Annotated in this window: 24 protein-coding genes; 10 read left to right on the top strand and 14 right to left on the bottom strand. The window is 61.4% G+C overall.

Annotated elements, in window-relative coordinates; genetic code table 11:
• Positions 1-33 precede the first annotated feature (33 nt).
• Positions 34-738, top strand: coding sequence for a VIT family protein (locus AAFM29_RS06280; protein WP_341711949.1), 705 nt, complete (start codon positions 34-36; stop codon positions 736-738).
• Between the two features lie 43 nt (positions 739-781).
• On the opposite strand, the gene AAFM29_RS06275 is transcribed toward AAFM29_RS06280, so the two are convergent.
• Entirely contained in the window at positions 782-1,372 is a 591-nt protein-coding gene (locus tag AAFM29_RS06275) for a DUF2239 family protein (RefSeq protein WP_341711948.1), read from the bottom strand.
• Positions 1,373-1,478: 106 nt separating this feature from the next.
• Between AAFM29_RS06275 and AAFM29_RS06270 the strand changes: the two genes are divergently transcribed.
• Positions 1,479-1,814 carry a GIY-YIG nuclease family protein gene (locus AAFM29_RS06270; protein WP_341711947.1) on the top strand — a complete coding sequence of 112 codons (336 nt, stop codon included), beginning with the start codon at positions 1,479-1,481 and terminating at the stop codon, positions 1,812-1,814.
• A 6-nt stretch (positions 1,815-1,820) separates the two neighbouring features.
• On the opposite strand, the gene AAFM29_RS06265 is transcribed toward AAFM29_RS06270, so the two are convergent.
• The 5 genes from AAFM29_RS06265 to rpmF all read right to left on the bottom strand — a co-directional run bounded on the left by AAFM29_RS06265 (position 1,821) and on the right by rpmF (position 4,836).
• Positions 1,821-2,207, bottom strand: a complete 387-nt coding sequence (locus tag AAFM29_RS06265) for a MerR family transcriptional regulator (protein WP_341711946.1) — start codon at positions 2,205-2,207, stop codon at positions 1,821-1,823.
• A 19-nt stretch (positions 2,208-2,226) separates the two neighbouring features.
• Entirely contained in the window at positions 2,227-2,523 is a 297-nt protein-coding gene (locus tag AAFM29_RS06260) for an integration host factor subunit alpha (RefSeq protein WP_341711964.1), read from the bottom strand.
• 106 nt (positions 2,524-2,629) lie between these two features.
• Positions 2,630-3,595: a beta-ketoacyl-ACP synthase III gene (locus AAFM29_RS06255; protein WP_341711945.1), complete on the bottom strand. Its 966-nt coding sequence runs from the start codon at positions 3,593-3,595 to the stop codon at positions 2,630-2,632.
• Positions 3,592-4,629 carry a phosphate acyltransferase PlsX gene (plsX, locus tag AAFM29_RS06250; protein ID WP_341711944.1) on the bottom strand — a complete coding sequence of 346 codons (1,038 nt, stop codon included), beginning with the start codon at positions 4,627-4,629 and terminating at the stop codon, positions 3,592-3,594. Before plsX ends, AAFM29_RS06255 begins: the two co-directional genes overlap by 4 nt.
• 27 nt (positions 4,630-4,656) lie before the next feature.
• Positions 4,657-4,836, bottom strand: coding sequence for a 50S ribosomal protein L32 (rpmF, locus tag AAFM29_RS06245; RefSeq protein WP_173212176.1), 180 nt, complete (start codon positions 4,834-4,836; stop codon positions 4,657-4,659).
• 242 nt (positions 4,837-5,078) lie between these two features.
• Here rpmF and AAFM29_RS06240 point away from each other — a divergent pair, with 242 nt between their 5' ends.
• Positions 5,079-5,477, top strand: a complete 399-nt coding sequence (locus AAFM29_RS06240; protein ID WP_341711943.1) for an MAPEG family protein — start codon at positions 5,079-5,081, stop codon at positions 5,475-5,477.
• Positions 5,478-5,501: 24 nt separating this feature from the next.
• Here AAFM29_RS06240 and AAFM29_RS06235 read toward each other — a convergent pair whose 3' ends face one another.
• The gene (locus AAFM29_RS06235; protein WP_173216077.1) at positions 5,502-6,143 is read right to left on the bottom strand and encodes an MBL fold metallo-hydrolase; all 642 of its coding nucleotides are present in this window, start codon (positions 6,141-6,143) and stop codon (positions 5,502-5,504) included.
• Between the two features lie 121 nt (positions 6,144-6,264).
• Here AAFM29_RS06235 and AAFM29_RS06230 point away from each other — a divergent pair, with 121 nt between their 5' ends.
• Positions 6,265-6,600, top strand: coding sequence for a hypothetical protein (locus AAFM29_RS06230; RefSeq protein WP_341711942.1), 336 nt, complete (start codon positions 6,265-6,267; stop codon positions 6,598-6,600).
• Between the two features lie 11 nt (positions 6,601-6,611).
• Here the strand turns inward: AAFM29_RS06230 and AAFM29_RS06225 are convergent, their stop codons facing one another.
• Positions 6,612-7,043: a hypothetical protein gene (locus tag AAFM29_RS06225; RefSeq protein WP_341711941.1), complete on the bottom strand. Its 432-nt coding sequence runs from the start codon at positions 7,041-7,043 to the stop codon at positions 6,612-6,614.
• A 535-nt stretch (positions 7,044-7,578) separates the two neighbouring features.
• Between AAFM29_RS06225 and AAFM29_RS06220 the strand changes: the two genes are divergently transcribed.
• Positions 7,579-7,752: a hypothetical protein gene (locus AAFM29_RS06220; RefSeq protein ID WP_341711940.1), complete on the top strand. Its 174-nt coding sequence runs from the start codon at positions 7,579-7,581 to the stop codon at positions 7,750-7,752.
• A gap of 8 nt (positions 7,753-7,760) precedes the next feature.
• On the opposite strand, the gene AAFM29_RS06215 is transcribed toward AAFM29_RS06220, so the two are convergent.
• A complete protein-coding gene (locus tag AAFM29_RS06215; protein ID WP_341711939.1) occupies positions 7,761-8,438 on the bottom strand; it encodes a LexA family transcriptional regulator in 678 nt (225 codons plus the stop codon).
• A 112-nt stretch (positions 8,439-8,550) separates the two neighbouring features.
• Here AAFM29_RS06215 and AAFM29_RS06210 point away from each other — a divergent pair, with 112 nt between their 5' ends.
• The 4 genes from AAFM29_RS06210 (at position 8,551) to AAFM29_RS06195 (ending at position 10,555) form a co-directional block, all read left to right on the top strand.
• Positions 8,551-8,763: a hypothetical protein gene (locus AAFM29_RS06210; protein WP_341711938.1), complete on the top strand. Its 213-nt coding sequence runs from the start codon at positions 8,551-8,553 to the stop codon at positions 8,761-8,763.
• The gene (locus AAFM29_RS06205; RefSeq protein ID WP_341711937.1) at positions 8,753-9,106 is read left to right on the top strand and encodes a hypothetical protein; all 354 of its coding nucleotides are present in this window, start codon (positions 8,753-8,755) and stop codon (positions 9,104-9,106) included. Before AAFM29_RS06210 ends, AAFM29_RS06205 begins: the two co-directional genes overlap by 11 nt.
• A gap of 78 nt (positions 9,107-9,184) precedes the next feature.
• On the top strand, positions 9,185-9,862 hold the full coding sequence (locus tag AAFM29_RS06200) for a TonB-dependent receptor (RefSeq protein ID WP_341711936.1): 678 nt from the start codon (positions 9,185-9,187) through the stop codon (positions 9,860-9,862).
• Between the two features lie 243 nt (positions 9,863-10,105).
• A complete protein-coding gene (locus AAFM29_RS06195) occupies positions 10,106-10,555 on the top strand; it encodes a hypothetical protein (RefSeq protein ID WP_341711935.1) in 450 nt (149 codons plus the stop codon).
• Positions 10,556-10,596: 41 nt separating this feature from the next.
• Here AAFM29_RS06195 and AAFM29_RS06190 read toward each other — a convergent pair whose 3' ends face one another.
• From AAFM29_RS06190 to AAFM29_RS06180, 3 genes are all read right to left on the bottom strand, one after another.
• Positions 10,597-12,030 (bottom strand): aldehyde dehydrogenase family protein, encoded by a 1,434-nt coding sequence (locus AAFM29_RS06190; RefSeq protein ID WP_341711934.1) that lies wholly within the window; start codon positions 12,028-12,030, stop codon positions 10,597-10,599.
• A 26-nt stretch (positions 12,031-12,056) separates the two neighbouring features.
• Entirely contained in the window at positions 12,057-13,712 is a 1,656-nt protein-coding gene (locus AAFM29_RS06185) for an acetolactate synthase large subunit (protein WP_341711933.1), read from the bottom strand.
• Between the two features lie 109 nt (positions 13,713-13,821).
• Positions 13,822-14,760 (bottom strand): D-2-hydroxyacid dehydrogenase, encoded by a 939-nt coding sequence (locus AAFM29_RS06180; RefSeq protein WP_341711932.1) that lies wholly within the window; start codon positions 14,758-14,760, stop codon positions 13,822-13,824.
• Between the two features lie 15 nt (positions 14,761-14,775).
• On the opposite strand from AAFM29_RS06180, the gene AAFM29_RS06175 reads away from it, so the two are divergent.
• A complete protein-coding gene (locus AAFM29_RS06175; protein WP_341711931.1) occupies positions 14,776-15,429 on the top strand; it encodes a 2OG-Fe(II) oxygenase in 654 nt (217 codons plus the stop codon).
• On the opposite strand, the gene AAFM29_RS06170 is transcribed toward AAFM29_RS06175, so the two are convergent.
• Positions 15,430-15,888, bottom strand: coding sequence for an RES family NAD+ phosphorylase (locus AAFM29_RS06170; protein WP_341711930.1), 459 nt, complete (start codon positions 15,886-15,888; stop codon positions 15,430-15,432).
• Positions 15,888-16,196 carry a DUF559 domain-containing protein gene (locus tag AAFM29_RS06165; protein ID WP_341711929.1) on the bottom strand — a complete coding sequence of 103 codons (309 nt, stop codon included), beginning with the start codon at positions 16,194-16,196 and terminating at the stop codon, positions 15,888-15,890. Before AAFM29_RS06165 ends, AAFM29_RS06170 begins: the two co-directional genes overlap by 1 nt.

The following is a 16,196-nucleotide window of genomic DNA, read 5'->3' as shown; positions in this document are numbered from 1 at the left end:
CGGACCAAGCGAGTTTATGAAAGGGATCCGGCGATGAGCCGTCTGCACAAACATATCGAAGCCCACGCGACATCACGGATCGGATGGCTGAGGGCGGCAGTGATGGGCGCAAACGACGGTATCGTTTCCACCGCCAGTCTAATCGTCGGCGTTGCCGCCGCGGGCACCGGTCGCAGCGAGATTCTCGTCGCGGGCATGGCTTCGCTGTTTGCGGGGGCCATGTCGATGGCGGCGGGCGAATATGTCTCTGTCAGTTCGCAGGCGGATACCGAGAAGGCCGACCTTGCGCGGGAGACGGCAGAGCTCGCGACCGACGGCGATTTCGAACACAAGGAACTGGCCAAGGTCTATGAGGACAGGGGTGTTGATCCGGAGACTGCAGCGCTCGTCGCAAAGCAGATGATGGTGCACGACGCCCTCGCGGCGCACGCCCGCGACGAGCTCGGCATTTCCGAGATAACAACAGCCCGACCGCTGCAGGCCGCCATGGCCTCCGCGTTGACATTTACTGCCGGTGCCGCAGCGCCGCTGCTGGTGGTGCCCTTGGCGCCAATGGACATGATGGTCCCGTCGGTCGCAGTTGCTTCACTGGTCTGTCTTGCGGTCTTGGGCGCGCTTGGCGCCCGAGCTGGAGGCGCCCCGACAGTTCCCTCAGTTTTGCGCGTTGCCTTCTGGGGGGCAATGGCGATGGTCGTAACCGCGCTTGTCGGAAAGCTGTTCGGCGCGGCTGTCGCCTAGACTCCTAAGTAAGGGATTAGGATGTTCAGCTAGGGCGGCGGGTCTAAGCTCCGGCAAGCCTTAACGCGTAGTTGCGCATATCCTGCGGCCAGGATTCCATGCGTTCGTCAAACCCCGCCCTGTCGCCTGCGAACAATGCGCGGATCACCTCTTCATAGCCGGGAAGATCGCCAGCCTTCGCCGATAGGAAACGATAGGCCCTCTCCTGCGCTGCACGCTGCGCCAAGCCGCCATCGGCACGGCGCGCCTCGTCGACAAGCTTGCGCAGCACCTGCGACACACTGCCGGGCTGGGCTGCGAGCCATTCCCACTGGCGCGGAAGCAGAGTGACTTCGCGCGGGACGACACCAAGCTTGGGGCGACCGCGTCTGCGCGGCTTGGCCACCTGACGAGTCTCTGCCGTCTTAGCCTTCAGAGATTCAGTCTCAGCCAGCCGCCTGATGGCATCTGCCGGCGTCCCCCTCAGGTCGAGGTCGACCACGCGCCCGTTGGCATCGTCGAAAACAAGCACCGGATCATGTGCCCCATCACCCGGACGGGTCATGATCGCCATCACCACCTCGACAAGCGGCCCACTGGCGATCTGGCGGTCACCGACAAAGGCAGTGCAGAGTTGAGAAAGGGAGTTGGCCATACCCTCCATTACCCGGGTAAATTTCTGGCAGTCAACATTTATCCGGGTAATATTGTGAAATGTCTGTGCCCTCGCTATGAGCGATCGACCCGAAAGGACGCGACTCATGAAAACCCAGCATCGCAAGGCAGCGATCACGGCGTACAAGGATCGAATGATCGAAAGCGGTATCTACGCGATCCGCAGCCTTGCGTCCGGCCAGGTCTGGGTCGGAAGCGCCCCCGATCTTTCAACGATCCGCAACCGCGTGTGGTTCACGCTCAGACAGGGCGGCAACCCGCATCGCGCGCTGCAGGCGGCGTGGAACGCGGGCGGCGATGAAGACCTGGCGTTCGAAGTACTGGAAGTGCTGGACGAGGACCTCAGTCCATCAATGCGCAGCCACGTGCTGCGCACGCAGTTGGGTCATTGGCTAGAAGAACTGGGCGCTGCCAGAATCTGACCTAGGTCAGGCTGCGAGCGCGCGCTTGAGTTCGTCGCGGATCGATTTGAGACGCAGCAGAACGTCATCCCCAACCGATAGTGTTTCAGCTGCTGGTGCCCGTGGTGCCGGCGTAGATTGGCTCGCGACCTCGTCCGCGGCACCACTCTTCAGCGCTGCCTTGGCCCCCTTGAGCGTATAACCCTCGCGATTGACGAGCCGATCGATAGTTTCGACCAGTGCCACATCTTCAGTCCGGTAATACCGGCGACCACCGCTACGAGTGAGCGGCTTGAGCATCGGGAACTGCTGTTCCCAATAACGCAGGACATGGGGTTTGATCCCGGTGGCCTTGGCTACCTCGCCGATCGTGCGCAGCGCGCCTTCGTCCTTGCCGTCGTCGAATACCGCCATGCCTTGCGTTCCCCTGGCCTCAGCCGTTGGCAATGCGTTCCTTGAGCAGCTGGCTCGCCCGGAACGTCATCACCCGGCGGGGCGTGATCGGCACCTCGACCCCGGTCTTGGGGTTGCGGCCGATCCGTTCCTTCTTGTCGCGCAGCACGAAGCTGCCGAAGCCCGAGATCTTCACATTCTCACCGGCCGCCAGCGCGTCACACATCTTCCCCAAGATCGCTTCGACCATGTCGAGCGATTCGGCACGCGACAGGCCCATCTTGCGGTTGATCGTTTCGGCGAGGTCTGCACGGGTCAACGTGCCAACGGAGCGCATGTTATCCATTTCCCTTCCCCCGGTGCGACCCTGAGTGAAGTTCGTCTGACAAACTAAGGGTTTGTCGCGCGAATCGCAATGTTGACGTTGGTTTTTTCGACCGACCTTACATGCGGGCCAGCGAAGCGCCCCAGGTGAAGCCCCCGCCCATGGCCTCGAACATGACCAAATCGCCTGGCTTGATGCGCCCGTCGCGCACCGCAACATCGAGCGCAAGCGGCACCGACGCGGCCGAGGTATTGGCGTGTTGATCGACTGTGACCACAACCTTTTCGGCGGGCAGGTTCAGCTTGCGCGCAGTCGCGTCGAGGATCCGGGCATTAGCCTGGTGAGGCACCACCCAGTCAATATCCGCCGAACTTAACCCCGTGTCTTCAAGGACTTCCTTAAGTACGTCCGCAAGGTTTACCACGGCATGCCGGAAGACCTCGCGCCCCTTCATCCGCAGCTTGCCAACAGTGCCCGTCGTCGACGGGCCGCCATCAACGAATAGCATGTCACAGTGTGCGCCTTCGGCGTGCAGGCGGCTGGCAATAATCCCCGGGCCGTCTTCCGCAACATCCTGCGCTTCCAGAACCACCGCACCCGCGCCATCGCCAAACAGCACGCAGGTAGTGCGATCTTCCCAATCGAGGATACGGCTGAAAGTCTCCGCGCCGATCACCAGTGCCTTCTTCGCCATGCCGGTCCGCAGCATCGCATCGCCCGTAGTCAGGGCATAGAGAAAGCCAGAACAGACCGCCTGGACGTCGAAGGCGATCCCGCCGCCGCAACCAAGCGCGGCCTGGACCTGCGTCGCCGTGGCCGGGAAGGTATGATCCGGGGTTGCCGTTGCCAGCACGATCAGACCGATCTCGCTCGCATCCATTCCCGCCGCTTCAAGAGCGGCGCGAGCTGCGGCTGTAGCCAGCGTTGAAGTGGTTTCACCCTCACCAGCGATATAGCGTTGGCGGATGCCGGTCCGCTCGACGATCCATTCATCCGAGGTATCGACCATCTGCGCCATTTCGGCATTGCTGACGCAGCGTTCGGGCAGTGCCGAACCGGTACCCCGGATAACCGAACGGATCACTTAGCGACCAACCCTTCTGTGCCCACTTCGCCCAGATCGTGACGGATGCGGTTGAGAATATCATCTTCGAGCAGTCGCGCTGCGACTTCTACCGCATTGGCAACGCCCTTGGCATTGGCGCTACCGTGGCTCTTCACCACAACACCATTCAGGCCCAGGAAAACCGCGCCATTGTGATTGTTTGGATCGAGATGGTGACGCAGCAGTTCAGTCGCAGGGCGCGAGACGAGGAAACCGATCTTCGAGCGCAGGCTGGAGGTGAACGCGCTGCGCAGCAGGTCGGTGACGAAGCGCGCCGCACCTTCGATCGCCTTGAGCGCGATATTGCCCGAGAAACCGTCACAAACGACTACGTCGCATTCGCCGCGATTGATCTTGTCGGCCTCGACATAGCCTTCGAAGTCCATCGCGAGACCGGTGGCGGCACGCAATGCCTCGGCCGCGGCCTGGATATCCTCGGTGCCCTTGGTTTCTTCTGTCCCGATGTTGAGCAAGCGCACGCGCGGACGTTCGCGCCCGGTCACGATACGTGAATAGGCTGCGCCCATGATCGCGAACTGCACAAGGTTGCGGGCGTCGCAATCCCGATTCGCACCAAGATCGAGCATGATGACGTCATCTTCGCCGAGTGTCGGCAGCAGTGCCGCGAGCGCCGGGCGATCGAGCCCGGGCATAGTACGCAGCGCCAGCTTGCTCATCGCCATCAGCGCACCGGTATTGCCGGCCGAGACGGCGGCACCGGCATGGCCCTGCTTCACCGCATCGACGGCGAGGCCCATGCTGGTGGTCTTGGCACGACGTAGCGCTTTCGAAGGCTTCTCGTCGCCCGCGATCACATCATCGCAATGGAGTATCTCGGATGCGCCCGACATGCCGGGATGATTCTCGAGCGCCGCTTTGATGCGCGCCTCATCACCGACCAGCAGGAACTTGAACTTGTCGTGGCGCCGACGCGCAAGCGCGGCGCCTTCGACCATCACGCGCACGCCTTCGTCGCCGCCCATCGCATCAACAGCGATACGCGGCAAACTCATGTGCGTCTCCGGGTCTTGGCTACGGTCTTAGAGACCGACGGCGATGATTTCGCGTCCGTTGTAGTGGCCGCAGTGCGTGCACAGGTTGTGCGGACGCTTCAGCTCGCCACAATTCGAGCACTCGTGGAAGGCCTCTGCCTTCAGCGAATCATGCGCACGACGGTTGCCGCGGCGGTGGGGCGATACTTTCCTCTTGGGGACGGCCATGGCGGCACCTGTTCCTCAAACAATTTCGATACAATTTCGGTGGCCGCCCTAGTGGAAGGTCCGGCAACGCACAAGAGCGCGTGAACCCGAATATTCCCGACCGTGGCGGTGAAGGCGGGCGATATAGCGAATTTTGCGGGGGATGCAAGCCAAGTGGCACCACCAGCCACGTTGCTTCGACATGCCCCTCCGACTAGCACATCCCGGGTCTGTACACAGACGCTTTCGAGAGGAGGGATCGCTTGGGTATTTTTCTGCCAGTAACACTGACGGCCGCTGCGGCTGCCGCAATTATCAATCTCTGGCTCGCCATTCGTGTCGGTCAGATGCGGGTGAAGCAGAAGGTTTCGATCGGCGACGACGGCGGTGGCCCGCTGACCGCGCGGATGCGAGCGCAGCTGAACTTCGTAGAGAATACAGCCTTCGTGCTGATCCTTGTCGCAGCGATCGAGCTGTCGTCCAAGGGCGGCGAGTGGCTCACCTGGGTCGTGGCGGTCTACATGCTTGCGCGCGTAGCACACGGGCTGGGCATGGATGGCGGCGCGCTCGCCAAGGGGCGGTCGATCGGGGTAATCGTCACGATGCTGACCCAGCTCGGCCTGGCGGTGACCGCCACGCTGATTGCGATGGGCGTGATGTAAATCGCGACTCGGGACAGCAGACCTTCAGCCCAGCGCGTAATCGCTGACAAAGGCGTTGGTCTTGCGCTCCCGACCAAAGGTGCTGGTGGGGCCGTGACCGGGAATGAAGGTCACGTCCTCACCCAGCGGCCACAACTTCTGCGTTATCGAATCGATCAGGTCCTGATGGTTCCCCATCGGGAAATCGGTGCGCCCAATGCTGCCCTGAAACAGCACGTCGCCAACGATCGCGAACTTGGACGGACGGTGGAAGAAGACCACGTGCCCAGGCGTGTGCCCGGGACAATGGATGACTTCGAGTTCAAGCTCGCCCACGGTAACCGTATCGCCATCCTGCAGCCAGCGATCGGGTTCGAACACCTGCCCGTTCACGCCGTAGCGTGCGCCGTCTTCGTCGAGGCGGCTGATCCAGAACCGATCTGCCTCATGCGGCCCTTCAATCGGCACGCCGAGTTCCTTGGCCAGGATGCCCGTCTCGCCGCAGTGATCGATATGGCCATGCGTGACGAGCAGTTTCTCGATCGTCACTCCGGTCTGCGCGATTGCTGCGCGCAATTTCGCCAGATCACCGCCCGGATCGACCAGCGCGCCCTTCATCGTCTTGGTGCACCAGATCAGCGAGCAATTCTGCTGGAGCGGGGTCACCGGAACGATTCCGGCTTTCATCGGCGGCTGGGTAGTGGGTTCTGTCATGCAACCGATTGTGGGGAGAATGCGGCCAGCCCGCAAGCGCGAGTTCGCGGGGCCATCGATTGCGCATGCCTGACCCAAGGGCTAAACTTGGCTCATGACCCGCTTTGCTGCACTTCCACTACTCGCGCTCATACTTGGCTGCACGACCGTCACCGACGAAGCACCGCCGCCGTCGTCACATGCCGACGCTATCGCATTCGTCGAAGAACAGTGCAGCGGATGCCATGCCGTCAGGCCCGGGACCGAATCACCCAACCCACGCGCGCCCTCGTTCGAGTTCGTGGCCAATGATATGGGCTTCACCCCGGTCACCCTGCGCGAATTCTTCAGTGATGGCCATGATGTCGCGGGCCAGATGCGCATCCAGCTGCCCGAGGAGAAGGCGGTGCTGGTTCGTGACTACATCATGTCACTGCGGCACCAGCACTAACTGGTCATCGGTCAGAAAGGCAGGTCCGCAAGGTCGGGCTCTATCCAGCCACGCCTTGCCGCAACGCTGAACAGCCGCTCTCGTGACCAATGCGCGAGAATCCAGTCCGACCGGCCGAACTTGCCAGCCATCATGAGGCTCAAGACGGTGGAGAGCGGAGTTTCCGGGCGCTCAGCAAGGCAAGCGGCGGTCGCGCGCAATGAGGCAACAGTGATCGTGTGGTGATAGCCCGAACTGTCCGTGTTGGCCGTCCCGTGCGCTTCATTGAGGCCAATGATGATCGAGCGGAAGCATTCGGGATCCGCTTTTTCCGGCATGTATCGCAGCGCCCAAAGCGCAAGGGCAAAATGCGCCTCGTGGGTCCAGGCTTCATGCGGCAAGCTGGTTGCCAGCACTCGGCCGGCGAGATCGGCGAAATCGGCTTCGGTAGCGAAAATGGTCATCGGGGCAGTCCTTCCTTATGGATTGCGCCCGACCGGCACGAAAAACCCCGCCGACCGGGCGGGGTGTTCGGTCGTCTGTGGCTGTTGGTCGAAAGCGTCAGCACACAGGCGCGCAGGAACCCGCCGCCATTTTCGGGCAGGGGCCTTGCTGGACTGCGGAGGCAACGTATCGAACCATGCGCGGCGGATGCGATGGCTGGAATGGCGAGTCAAGCAGCGAGGCGGGGCAGCTTGAGCTGGTGGCAGACGGAACTCCGCGCAGAACTAGGTGCCCGATCACCATTGCGCCACCCAAGGCCACGCGATAGGCCCGATCAAGATGATCGATTCAAAGGTCTTGCAGATGCGTTCAGTCCTGGCCCTCGCGCTTCTTGCGCTCACCGCTTGCCAAGCAAACGAAGTCGCGTCTGCCCCTGCCCCCACACAATCGGACGCGAGCGAGACTGGAATCCCTGCATTGGTCGCAACAACCTGTTCAAGCTGTCATGCCATCCGCCGCGACGAACTCTCTCCCCTCGCGCGCGCACCCAGCTTCGTGGATATTGCGAATACGCACGGGCTTACGCACGACACGCTGGTCGCCTATCTCAGCGATGCCCACAATTATCCCGATGTCATGGATGTTGAGCTCGATGCAGCGGATGTTGAAGAGATTGCAAATTACCTGCTGACATTGCGCAGCGAGGACTATCGCCGAATGCCGTCCTAGGACGACGCTCAGACGCGCCCACTCTTCCACACGACGCGACCAATCACCTCGATATCGTCGAGGGCAAGCTCGATCGGAGCATAGGCGTCATTGGCGCTGATCAGTGCGACACGACCCGGACCACGCGCCTGGACTTGCTTCACATGCAACGCATCACCGATGCGGACGACGTGAATGCCTTCTCCCGCGCGTTTGTTGCGATCGACGAAGATTTCATCACCGCTGCGCAACAACGGCTCCATGCTGTCGCCCTCTACTCGGATTGCCGAAAGGTCCGCCCCTTCCAACCCCATCTCGCGCAACCACCGGCGGCTGAAACGGAAATGGTCGAAGGAAATTTCCTCCGCCGAAAACGCGCCTGGTCCCGCCGAAGCATCGAGCGGAAGCCGTGGAACATCGATCCAATCGTCCAGGGGCGAGGCTCGGTGCTGCAAGGAGGCATGGTACCGAAATTCGTTGAAACGGCGCGTCTCGATCGCCTGGGGCGCGACCCCGAGAAACTCCGCAATCCGGCGTAGGTCGGGTTCGTCCAGATGCCGCGGGCTTCCCCGGGTGACATATTGCTGGAGATAGGCCGGGTTGCGCCCGATCAGGCGCGACAGGCCCGCAAGGCTGGCGCCGCTTTCCCGGACCAGATCCTGCAAACGCACCCGGGCATTCCGCTCGTCTTTCGAGAGGTCTTCCATGCCAATTCCTATAGCATAGGATTTTTCCTAGACAAGTAGGATTTGGGATGGAACAAATGAAGAACTCAAGGCACGAATCGCCTTTTCCTGCAAACGCTTGGGGAGACTCCGCATGTTGATCCGTTCGATCGAGAAATTCCTGCGTCACCATGAAATGCCCCCCACAAAGTTCGGCCGCCTCGCGGCACACGACCCACGCTTCGTGCTGGACCTCAGGATGGGGCGCGAGCCGCGCGACCGCACCGAGCAACGCATTCGTGGATTCATGGAAGGCTTCGAGGCTGCACGCAGCGAAGCGAACAAGGAGACCACACATGTCGGTTGAAGGGCGCACTCTGCGTCCCGCTCGCCCCCGCCGCACCGTGACTGATCGCCTGCGAGCCGCCGTGTTGCAGCTGGCCGAGCATCACGCGCAGCTCATCAGCCACAGCGAGACGCCCTGGGCCAGCATCACTTTTGCCGGCGCGCGGCATCGCTTGGCACTGGTCTTCGCGGGCGCCACCGCTGTCGAGGCAGGGGAACGCTTCGTTGCTGCCTTGCCCGAACACGAATTCGCGCTCCCCGGCCAGCTTGTCGCGGATGCCAACGTAATAGAAGTCGAACACCGCCTGCTCCCCTCACCTCGATTGGTCGTGCAATGCGAATTACTGCTGCTGGAGGATGCGTGACCGATTGACGGTCTCATCGGCAATGGTAATCCCAGCGTATCGGGAGAGCACAGCATGAAAAAGATACTAGCGCTTCTATTGGTCGCCGGAACATCCGCTCCACTTACTGCACAGGATCTCAAAGGTCAGGAAATAATTGTTACTGCGATCCGAATCGATCAAGTCGATTACTCCGACTGGATGCCTGCGGTCGGGCTGCGACAAAAGGCCGACTTCCTCATCCAAGAAGTCACCATACGCGGCGACAGCCGCGAGGATGAAAGGCGAGAGGCGGAAATCCGCGCTATGCTAAAGCGGGCGATCGAATTGGCTGACCGGAGTGGGGTGGTACTGGCGCAGGGCGAATACATCGTCACCCAATTGACGGTTGCCAATTCGGCGGAACTTGAGCTGCAGGATGACCGAAGGCCTGACAGTGAGAAGATTGAATTCCTGATCAAGGCACCCCTTGCCGGTACAACGGTCGAGCAAGCTCAGGCGCGCATTAGAAGCTTCGTCAAGGCTGTTCCCGAAGTAGGGCGGGCGCAAATGGAAGAGACGGGCGACCCGACGCTCTCGGTCGTCGATCCTGACAGCTACCGAGATCGGATCATTGCCACAATCGCGGAAGACGCACAGCGGCAAGCAGCAGCCCTAGGTGACAGCTACGCCGTCGAGTTAACCGGTCTCAATAGACCAGTGCAGTGGTCGCGCTCCGGCCCCGCCGAGGTCCTGCTCTTCGTTCCCTACGAATTGAAGGTGCTCCCCAAGCCCTGACATCAAGTCCTCCGGGTCACTTGACTCTGGATTTCCATTACGCCGTCCGTCGCGCGACTGCGGCGAGGGTCTGAGTTGTACGCCCTCAAAAAGGCACACTGCCGGCGCGGCACTTTAAGGACCGCCGGCATCTCAGCGGTTACGCAAGATTCGCAATTTTTGTAGCCATTCCCTAAGGTCGCTTCGCCTGGCAGGGTCGCTCTGAGTTTTGAGTGCCAGGTCAACCAAGTTGGGAGACCCGCTATGCGTAAGTTCGTCACCATTACCGCGGCCAGCATTCTCGCTGCCATTCCGACAGCAGCGCTTGCCGAACATCACGAGGAAGGGCCGACGATCCGCGAGAACGCGGAGTACATGGAGGTCGTGCTGGTCGATATCAAAGCCGGCAAACGCAATCGTGCCGAGGAGATAATCGAAAACTATTTCCAGAAGGCGTCCAAGGCCGCGGGTACGCCGATGCCCTATCTCGTGCACTTGCAGACGGGTGAATGGGATTTCATCGTCGCATTCGATCTCAAGGACGGACCCATCGAATATACCTACACGGGCTCACCCAATCGCAAGAAGTGGTGGGCCGCCATGGTAGAGATCGCCGGTGGCGAAAAGCAGGCGCAGGCCGTCTGGGACGAGTATCAATCGCTCATCGTGCGCAGCACTTCGATGCTGGGGCATCACCACAACGACGAAGAGTAAGCGCAGCGAACGCCGCCCCGTTCATCGCGGGGCGGCGCTTCTCAGGTCCGCCGGATCACCAGATTGCGGATCTCGGTCATGTCCTCCATCGCGAACTTGATGCCTTCGCGGCCGAGGCCAGAATCCTTCACCCCGCCATAGGGCATGTTATCGACCCGGTAGCTTGGGACATCGTTGATCACCACGCCACCGACTTCGAGCCGATCCCACGCATCGAACATCTTGAACAGGTCACGGGTGAAAATCCCCGCCTGAAGGCCGAACTTGGAGTGGTTCACCTCTTCGAGCGCTTCGTCGAAGTGCGAGAACTTCTGCAGGATCGCGAGCGGGCCGAAGGCTTCCTCGTTGAGCGCCTTGGCATCGCGGTCGACATGCTCGAGCAACGTCGCCTCGAGCATATTGCCTGCGCGGTGCCCACCACACAGCAGCTTCGCTCCGCCCTCAACCGCCTCGTCGATCCAGCCCTTGAGCCGCTTTGCTTCGCCTTCCGAAATCATCGGGCCAATGAAGGTGTTCCGGTCCTTTGGGTCGCCCGCGACCAGCGTCTTGGTCCTCGCGACAAGCATATCCTTGAATCGGTCGTAGACGCTTTCGTGGATGATGATCCGCTGCACCCCGATACAGCTCTGCCCGCTCTGGTAGAAAGCGCCGAAGATCACCCGCTCGAGCGCATCGCCGAGATCGGCGTCATGGTCGATAATCACGGCGGCGTTGCCGCCGAGTTCGAGCACCACCTTCTTCTTGCCGCTCTTCGCCTTGAGGTCCCAGCCCACCCCCGGCGAACCAGTGAAGCTCAGCAGCTTGAGCCGCTCATCTTCGGTAAACAGGTCAGCCCCGTCACGGCTGGCGGGCAGGATCGAGAATGCGCCTTCAGGCAAATTGGTCTCGGCCAGCACCTCACCCATGATCAGTGCACCAAGCGGCGTCTTGCTGGCTGGTTTCATCACGAAAGAGCAGCCAACCGCGATCGCCGGCGCGATCTTGTGCGCGGCGAGATTGAGCGGGAAATTGAACGGCGAGATGAAGCTGCACGGCCCGATCGGATAGCGCTTCCAGATCGCCTGGTAGCCCTTGGCCCGCGGACTTATGTCGAGCGGCAGGGCTTCGCCATACATGCGCACCGATTCCTCTGCAGCGATGCGGAAGGTATCGATCAGGCGGGTGACTTCACCTTCGCTATCCTTGATCGGTTTGCCCGCTTCCACACACAGCGCATAGGCCAGCTCGTCAAACCGCTCCTTGAAGCGGTCGACGCAGTGCTGCAGCACAGCCTGCCGCTCGTAACTTGGCATCCGCGCCATGGGTTCAGCAGCGCGTACGGCCCCTGCAATACCCTCGTCGATCACGTCGGGCGTCGCCAATGCGGTGCGAAAGGCAACCTCACCCGTGAACTTGTCGGTCACTTCGAGATCGGTATTGGGCAGGACCGCCTTGTTGTTGAGGTAGAGCGGGTAGGTATCCTTGAGCTGGGGCATTCGTGTCCTCCGTTACCCGGCCAGCCTCACAGCTGCTTCGACAGGTCCTTGATATCCTTGTTCAGGATCTGGTCGTTCTCCGAATAGTCGACCGGGCAATCGATCAGATGGACGCCGGGCGTATCGCGGCAATGGGCGAGCAGCTTGCGTAAGTGGTCGCTGCTTTCAACACGATGGCCGCTTGCACCATAGCTCTCGGCATATTTGACGTAATCGGGGTTGCCGTAGGTGAGGCCAAAATCCTCGAACCCCATATTCGCCTGTTTCCAGCGGATCATGCCATAGGCATCGTCACGCAGGATCAGCACGGTGAGGTTGAGGCCCAGGCGGACGGCAGTCTCCATCTCCTGGCTGTTCATCATGAACCCGCCATCGCCACAGATCGCCATGACCTTGCGCTGGGGATAGAGCATGGCGCTCATCATCGCGCTGGGCAGGCCCGCCCCCATGGTGGCAAGCGCGTTGTCGAGCAGCACGGTATTGGGCAGGTAGGCGGTGTAACCCCGCGCGAACCAGATCTTGTAGACGCCATTGTCGAGGCAGATGATCCCGTCTTCGGGCATGCAGTCACGCACCTGCTGGACGAGGTGCGGTGGGAAGATCGGGAAGCGCGCATCCTCTGCCAGCTTGCCGGTGTGTTCGAGCTCGGCATGATGGTAGCGCTTGAGCGTGCCGCTCTCCCAATGTTCCTGCCGCGAGATCGCTTCCTTCATCTGCCAGATAGCGTTGGCGATATCGCCAATCACTTCGATTTGCGGGAAATAGACCGGATCGACTTCAGCCGACCGATTGGAGACATGGATCACCGTGTGGCCATCCGCGCGCATGAAGAACGGCGGCTTCTCGATCACGTCGTGACCGATGTTGACGATGCAATCGGCCTCTTCGATCGCGCGATGGCAGAAGTCGCCGGCCGATAGTGCCGCGCAACCGAGAAACAGGCGATGCCGCTCGTCGAGCACGCCCTTGCCCATCTGCGTGGTGACGAAGGGAATGCCGGTCTTCTCGACGAATTCGGCGAGCATCTTGCCGGTCAGTTTGCGGTTGGCACCTGCGCCGACCACCAGGATCGGCTTCCTGGCCTTGGTCAGGGCAGTGACGGCGAGCGCGACCGCCTTGGGTTCGGCGCTGGGGCGGCGCGCCACACTGCGCGGGATCGGTCGTGAGGAGGTCGGTTCCTCAGCAATATCTTCGGGCAGTTCGAGGTGGACCGCGCCGGGCTTTTCTTCCTCGGCCAGGCGGTAGGCCTCGCGCACGCGACTGGGGATGTTATCGCCCGCATGGAGCTGGCGGGTATATTTGGTGATCGGGTCCATCATCGCGACCACGTCGAGAATCTGGAACTGACCCTGTTTCGATTTCTTGATCGGCTTCTGACCGGTGATCATCATCATCGGCATGCCGCCGAGTTGTGCATAGGCGGCGGCCGTGACGAAATTGGTCGCACCGGGGCCCAGCGTGGCAATGCAGACGCCGGTCTTGCCGGTGTGGCGGCCATAGGTCGCGGCCATGAACCCCGCGCCCTGTTCATGTCGGGTGAGGACCAGCTTGATCTGTTTCGAGCGGCTGAGGCTGTCGAGGAAGTCGAGGTTTTCCTCGCCGGGAACGCCGAAAATATACTCGCAGCCTTCGGCTTCGAGGCATTCCACGAAAAGGTCGGACGCTTTTTGAGTCTTGGTCATGGTACGCGAAGTCTCCCCCTGGCGCCGCCCGCCGGCACCGCTCCAGTCGCGACCATACTAAGCCCGTTTACGGGTCTTTCGTTACGCCTAACAGACACATGGCCGCGAGTCAGTAGCCCAATGCGAGGTCGAGTTGCGGCTCGACCGGTTCGCCGCGCTGCCAACGTTCGAGGTTCTCGACAAAGCGATCGGCCGAGCGCTGGAACATCTTGGTCTGCGCCCTGCCCGACAGGTGCATGGTAACCTGCGCGTTGTCGAGTTCCCACAAGGGGTGATCTGGCGGCAGGGGTTCCGGATCGGTCACGTCGAGCAGTGCCGCCTCGATCTGCTTCTTGTCGAGTGCCGCAACCAGCGCGCCCTGATCCACCACATCGCCACGGGCAATGTTCACCAGCACGGCATTCGGCCGCATCGCGGCGAGCTCTGCCGCGCCGATCATATGACGAGTTTCGGGAGTCGAAGGGACAGCGAGCACCACCCAGTCGAAGGAGCCAAGTTCGCCACGCCATGCATCGGGAGTCAGAGCTCCTTCGGCTCCCGAACGGCGTACCGGAACCACTTCCATGTCGAAGGCCTCGAGCCGGGTCTTGATCAGCTTGCCGATCGCGCCGAGCCCCAGCAGCAGCACGCGCTCACCCGACAGCTCACGCTTTCCAGGGCTATCCAGCAGCCACTCATGACGTTCCTGCGCGCGCACCACCTCGCGATAACCCTTGGCATGGGCGAGCATCAGCATGACGGTATATTCAGCGATGGTGATGGCATTGATCCCCACACCGTTGGTCACCACCACCCCGCGCTCTGCCAGCACGTCGAGCGGCATGAAATCGAGCCCCGCATAGATCGAGTTGAGCCATTTGAGATTGGTCGCCGCATGGGCGATCTCGATCATCGGCTCCTTCTCGTTGAGATCGAACCAGCCGATTTCCGCCTGCGGCGCGAATTCAAGCGCCTGCTCCTTGCTCATGAACCACATAGGCTCGACCCAATCGGGCAATCGCGGCTCGACCAATGGGCGGATCAGGGCAGACAGGACAGCTTTGGTCATTTACTCACCTCTCGTATGGAAGAGGTCGAGCACGATGCGGACGGGGGCGTCAAGGAAAAGGCGCAGGCCCGCGTGCCCTATGCGGCAATCGATCGCTTCATGGGCGAAACTTTCGCTTCGCAGCTGCTCAAAGAGGCCTGCGCGCGGGAGGTCGATTTCGACCGTACCGAAGTCACTTCGGATGAAGAGTCGCGCGCACTCGATCTGAACTCACGCCGGTCATGGATGCTCCGCAATGGCAGGGTCTTGCTCGGCGAATTCGAAGCGCAGGCGCGCCATCAGGCTAGCAATTTGCTGGCTTCGATCGGGATGGAACCAATTGCGGACCTCATCTTCGAATGCGGGCTGTTTGCGCATCGCGACGGCGACTATTTCCGCAAGCATATCGACCTGTTCGCAGCCGAGCGACGACGACATGCCAACCATGACCGGATCGCGACACTGGTCTATTACCTGCACTTGCAACCGAAGCGGTTCGAGGGTGGCGAACTCGTACTCTACCCAGTCGCTGGGCCATCCGAGCCCGTGCGACTGGCCCCCGAGCATGACCGGCTGGTGGCGTTCCCGGCCTACCTTCCGCATGAGGTCGAGCCGATCACCATTGCAGGCGACGTATTCGCCCACGCGCGCTTCTCGATCAATTGCTGGCTTGGCCGCCCGCGCGAATAGTCACTCGGCAATGCGGTACGTATCGAGCATGGGCGGTCGATGCAGGCATTGGTCGAAGTCAAAGGGCCGCATACGCAGCGGAGCAACCTTGGCAGCATCGGGGTGAAGCGGGTTCATCATGATGATGTCCGCTTCGGGGAGGACTCGCGAAGGGAGAGCCGCCAGCAAGGAGCGCCGGCTGTCGAGCCATTCGTCGACCCAGACGCGGATCGCGGGTTCGTTTCCATCAGGCACATGCTCCGGCAAGGCCTCGATTTCGGTCCAGCCTAGTACGAAGTCGGAAGGCCGCTCTCCCGGATCTTCCGGCAGGTAACGCAGCGCGACCAACACCGCCAGCCCAGCTTCGGAAGCGAAGTTGACTACCGGCCGCCCCGGCGAGGAATAGCGGGCGCCATGGCGCATTGGCCCAGACCCATCGAGCGCTGTGAAGCCCACCCGGGTTAGCCGCCAGACGCGCATCAGCCCCCCGCGAACCGTTCCTTGCGCGGAGCGGCAATCGAAACGATTGCATCGGCGACTTCCGAGGCGTTTTGCAGCACATGACTGGGCGGAACCTGCATCACGTCGACACGATTGGCTTCCTGCCAAGCCTCCCGCGCAGCATGGGCCTTTGATTTGAAAGGGTCCGCTTCAATCTCGATCGCGAGGTGCGCTGCCTCGCAGTAAAACGGGAGAATGAAACCATCGGCTTCGAAGTCGCGAACGAACTCCAGACCCTGCGGCGCATCCTTGAGGTGTTGCCAGAGAAGGGTCTGAGGGTCGGCCAT

Source organism: Erythrobacter sp., assembly GCF_038133525.1.
Taxonomy (GTDB): Bacteria; Pseudomonadota; Alphaproteobacteria; order Sphingomonadales; family Sphingomonadaceae; genus Qipengyuania.
This window is presented reverse-complemented; position numbering and strand designations above follow the sequence as displayed.

Excerpts from the sequence above, each read along its gene's own strand:
- AAFM29_RS06215 (WP_341711939.1), bottom strand. The coding sequence starts at position 8,438 with ATGGAAGACCTCTCGAAAGACGAGCGGAATGCCCGGGTGCGTTTGCAG.
- AAFM29_RS06275 (WP_341711948.1), bottom strand. The coding sequence starts at position 1,372 with ATGGCCAACTCCCTTTCTCAACTCTGCACTGCCTTTGTCGGTGACCGC.
- AAFM29_RS06235 (WP_173216077.1), bottom strand. The coding sequence starts at position 6,143 with ATGAAAGCCGGAATCGTTCCGGTGACCCCGCTCCAGCAGAATTGCTCG.
- AAFM29_RS06265 (WP_341711946.1), bottom strand. The coding sequence starts at position 2,207 with ATGGCGGTATTCGACGACGGCAAGGACGAAGGCGCGCTGCGCACGATC.
- AAFM29_RS06175 (WP_341711931.1), top strand. The coding sequence starts at position 14,776 with ATGGAAGAGGTCGAGCACGATGCGGACGGGGGCGTCAAGGAAAAGGCG.
- AAFM29_RS06190 (WP_341711934.1), bottom strand. The coding sequence starts at position 12,030 with ATGCCCCAGCTCAAGGATACCTACCCGCTCTACCTCAACAACAAGGCG.
- AAFM29_RS06170 (WP_341711930.1), bottom strand. The coding sequence starts at position 15,888 with ATGCGCGTCTGGCGGCTAACCCGGGTGGGCTTCACAGCGCTCGATGGG.
- AAFM29_RS06165 (WP_341711929.1), bottom strand. The coding sequence starts at position 16,196 with ATGGCCGACCCTCAGACCCTTCTCTGGCAACACCTCAAGGATGCGCCG.
- AAFM29_RS06195 (WP_341711935.1), top strand. The coding sequence starts at position 10,106 with ATGCGTAAGTTCGTCACCATTACCGCGGCCAGCATTCTCGCTGCCATT.
- AAFM29_RS06260 (WP_341711964.1), bottom strand. The coding sequence starts at position 2,523 with ATGCGCTCCGTTGGCACGTTGACCCGTGCAGACCTCGCCGAAACGATC.
- AAFM29_RS06280 (WP_341711949.1), top strand. The coding sequence starts at position 34 with ATGAGCCGTCTGCACAAACATATCGAAGCCCACGCGACATCACGGATC.
- rpmF (WP_173212176.1), bottom strand. The coding sequence starts at position 4,836 with ATGGCCGTCCCCAAGAGGAAAGTATCGCCCCACCGCCGCGGCAACCGT.
- AAFM29_RS06230 (WP_341711942.1), top strand. The coding sequence starts at position 6,265 with ATGACCCGCTTTGCTGCACTTCCACTACTCGCGCTCATACTTGGCTGC.
- AAFM29_RS06205 (WP_341711937.1), top strand. The coding sequence starts at position 8,753 with ATGTCGGTTGAAGGGCGCACTCTGCGTCCCGCTCGCCCCCGCCGCACC.
- AAFM29_RS06185 (WP_341711933.1), bottom strand. The coding sequence starts at position 13,712 with ATGACCAAGACTCAAAAAGCGTCCGACCTTTTCGTGGAATGCCTCGAA.
- AAFM29_RS06210 (WP_341711938.1), top strand. The coding sequence starts at position 8,551 with ATGTTGATCCGTTCGATCGAGAAATTCCTGCGTCACCATGAAATGCCC.
- AAFM29_RS06180 (WP_341711932.1), bottom strand. The coding sequence starts at position 14,760 with ATGACCAAAGCTGTCCTGTCTGCCCTGATCCGCCCATTGGTCGAGCCG.
- AAFM29_RS06270 (WP_341711947.1), top strand. The coding sequence starts at position 1,479 with ATGAAAACCCAGCATCGCAAGGCAGCGATCACGGCGTACAAGGATCGA.
- plsX (WP_341711944.1), bottom strand. The coding sequence starts at position 4,629 with ATGAGTTTGCCGCGTATCGCTGTTGATGCGATGGGCGGCGACGAAGGC.
- AAFM29_RS06225 (WP_341711941.1), bottom strand. The coding sequence starts at position 7,043 with ATGACCATTTTCGCTACCGAAGCCGATTTCGCCGATCTCGCCGGCCGA.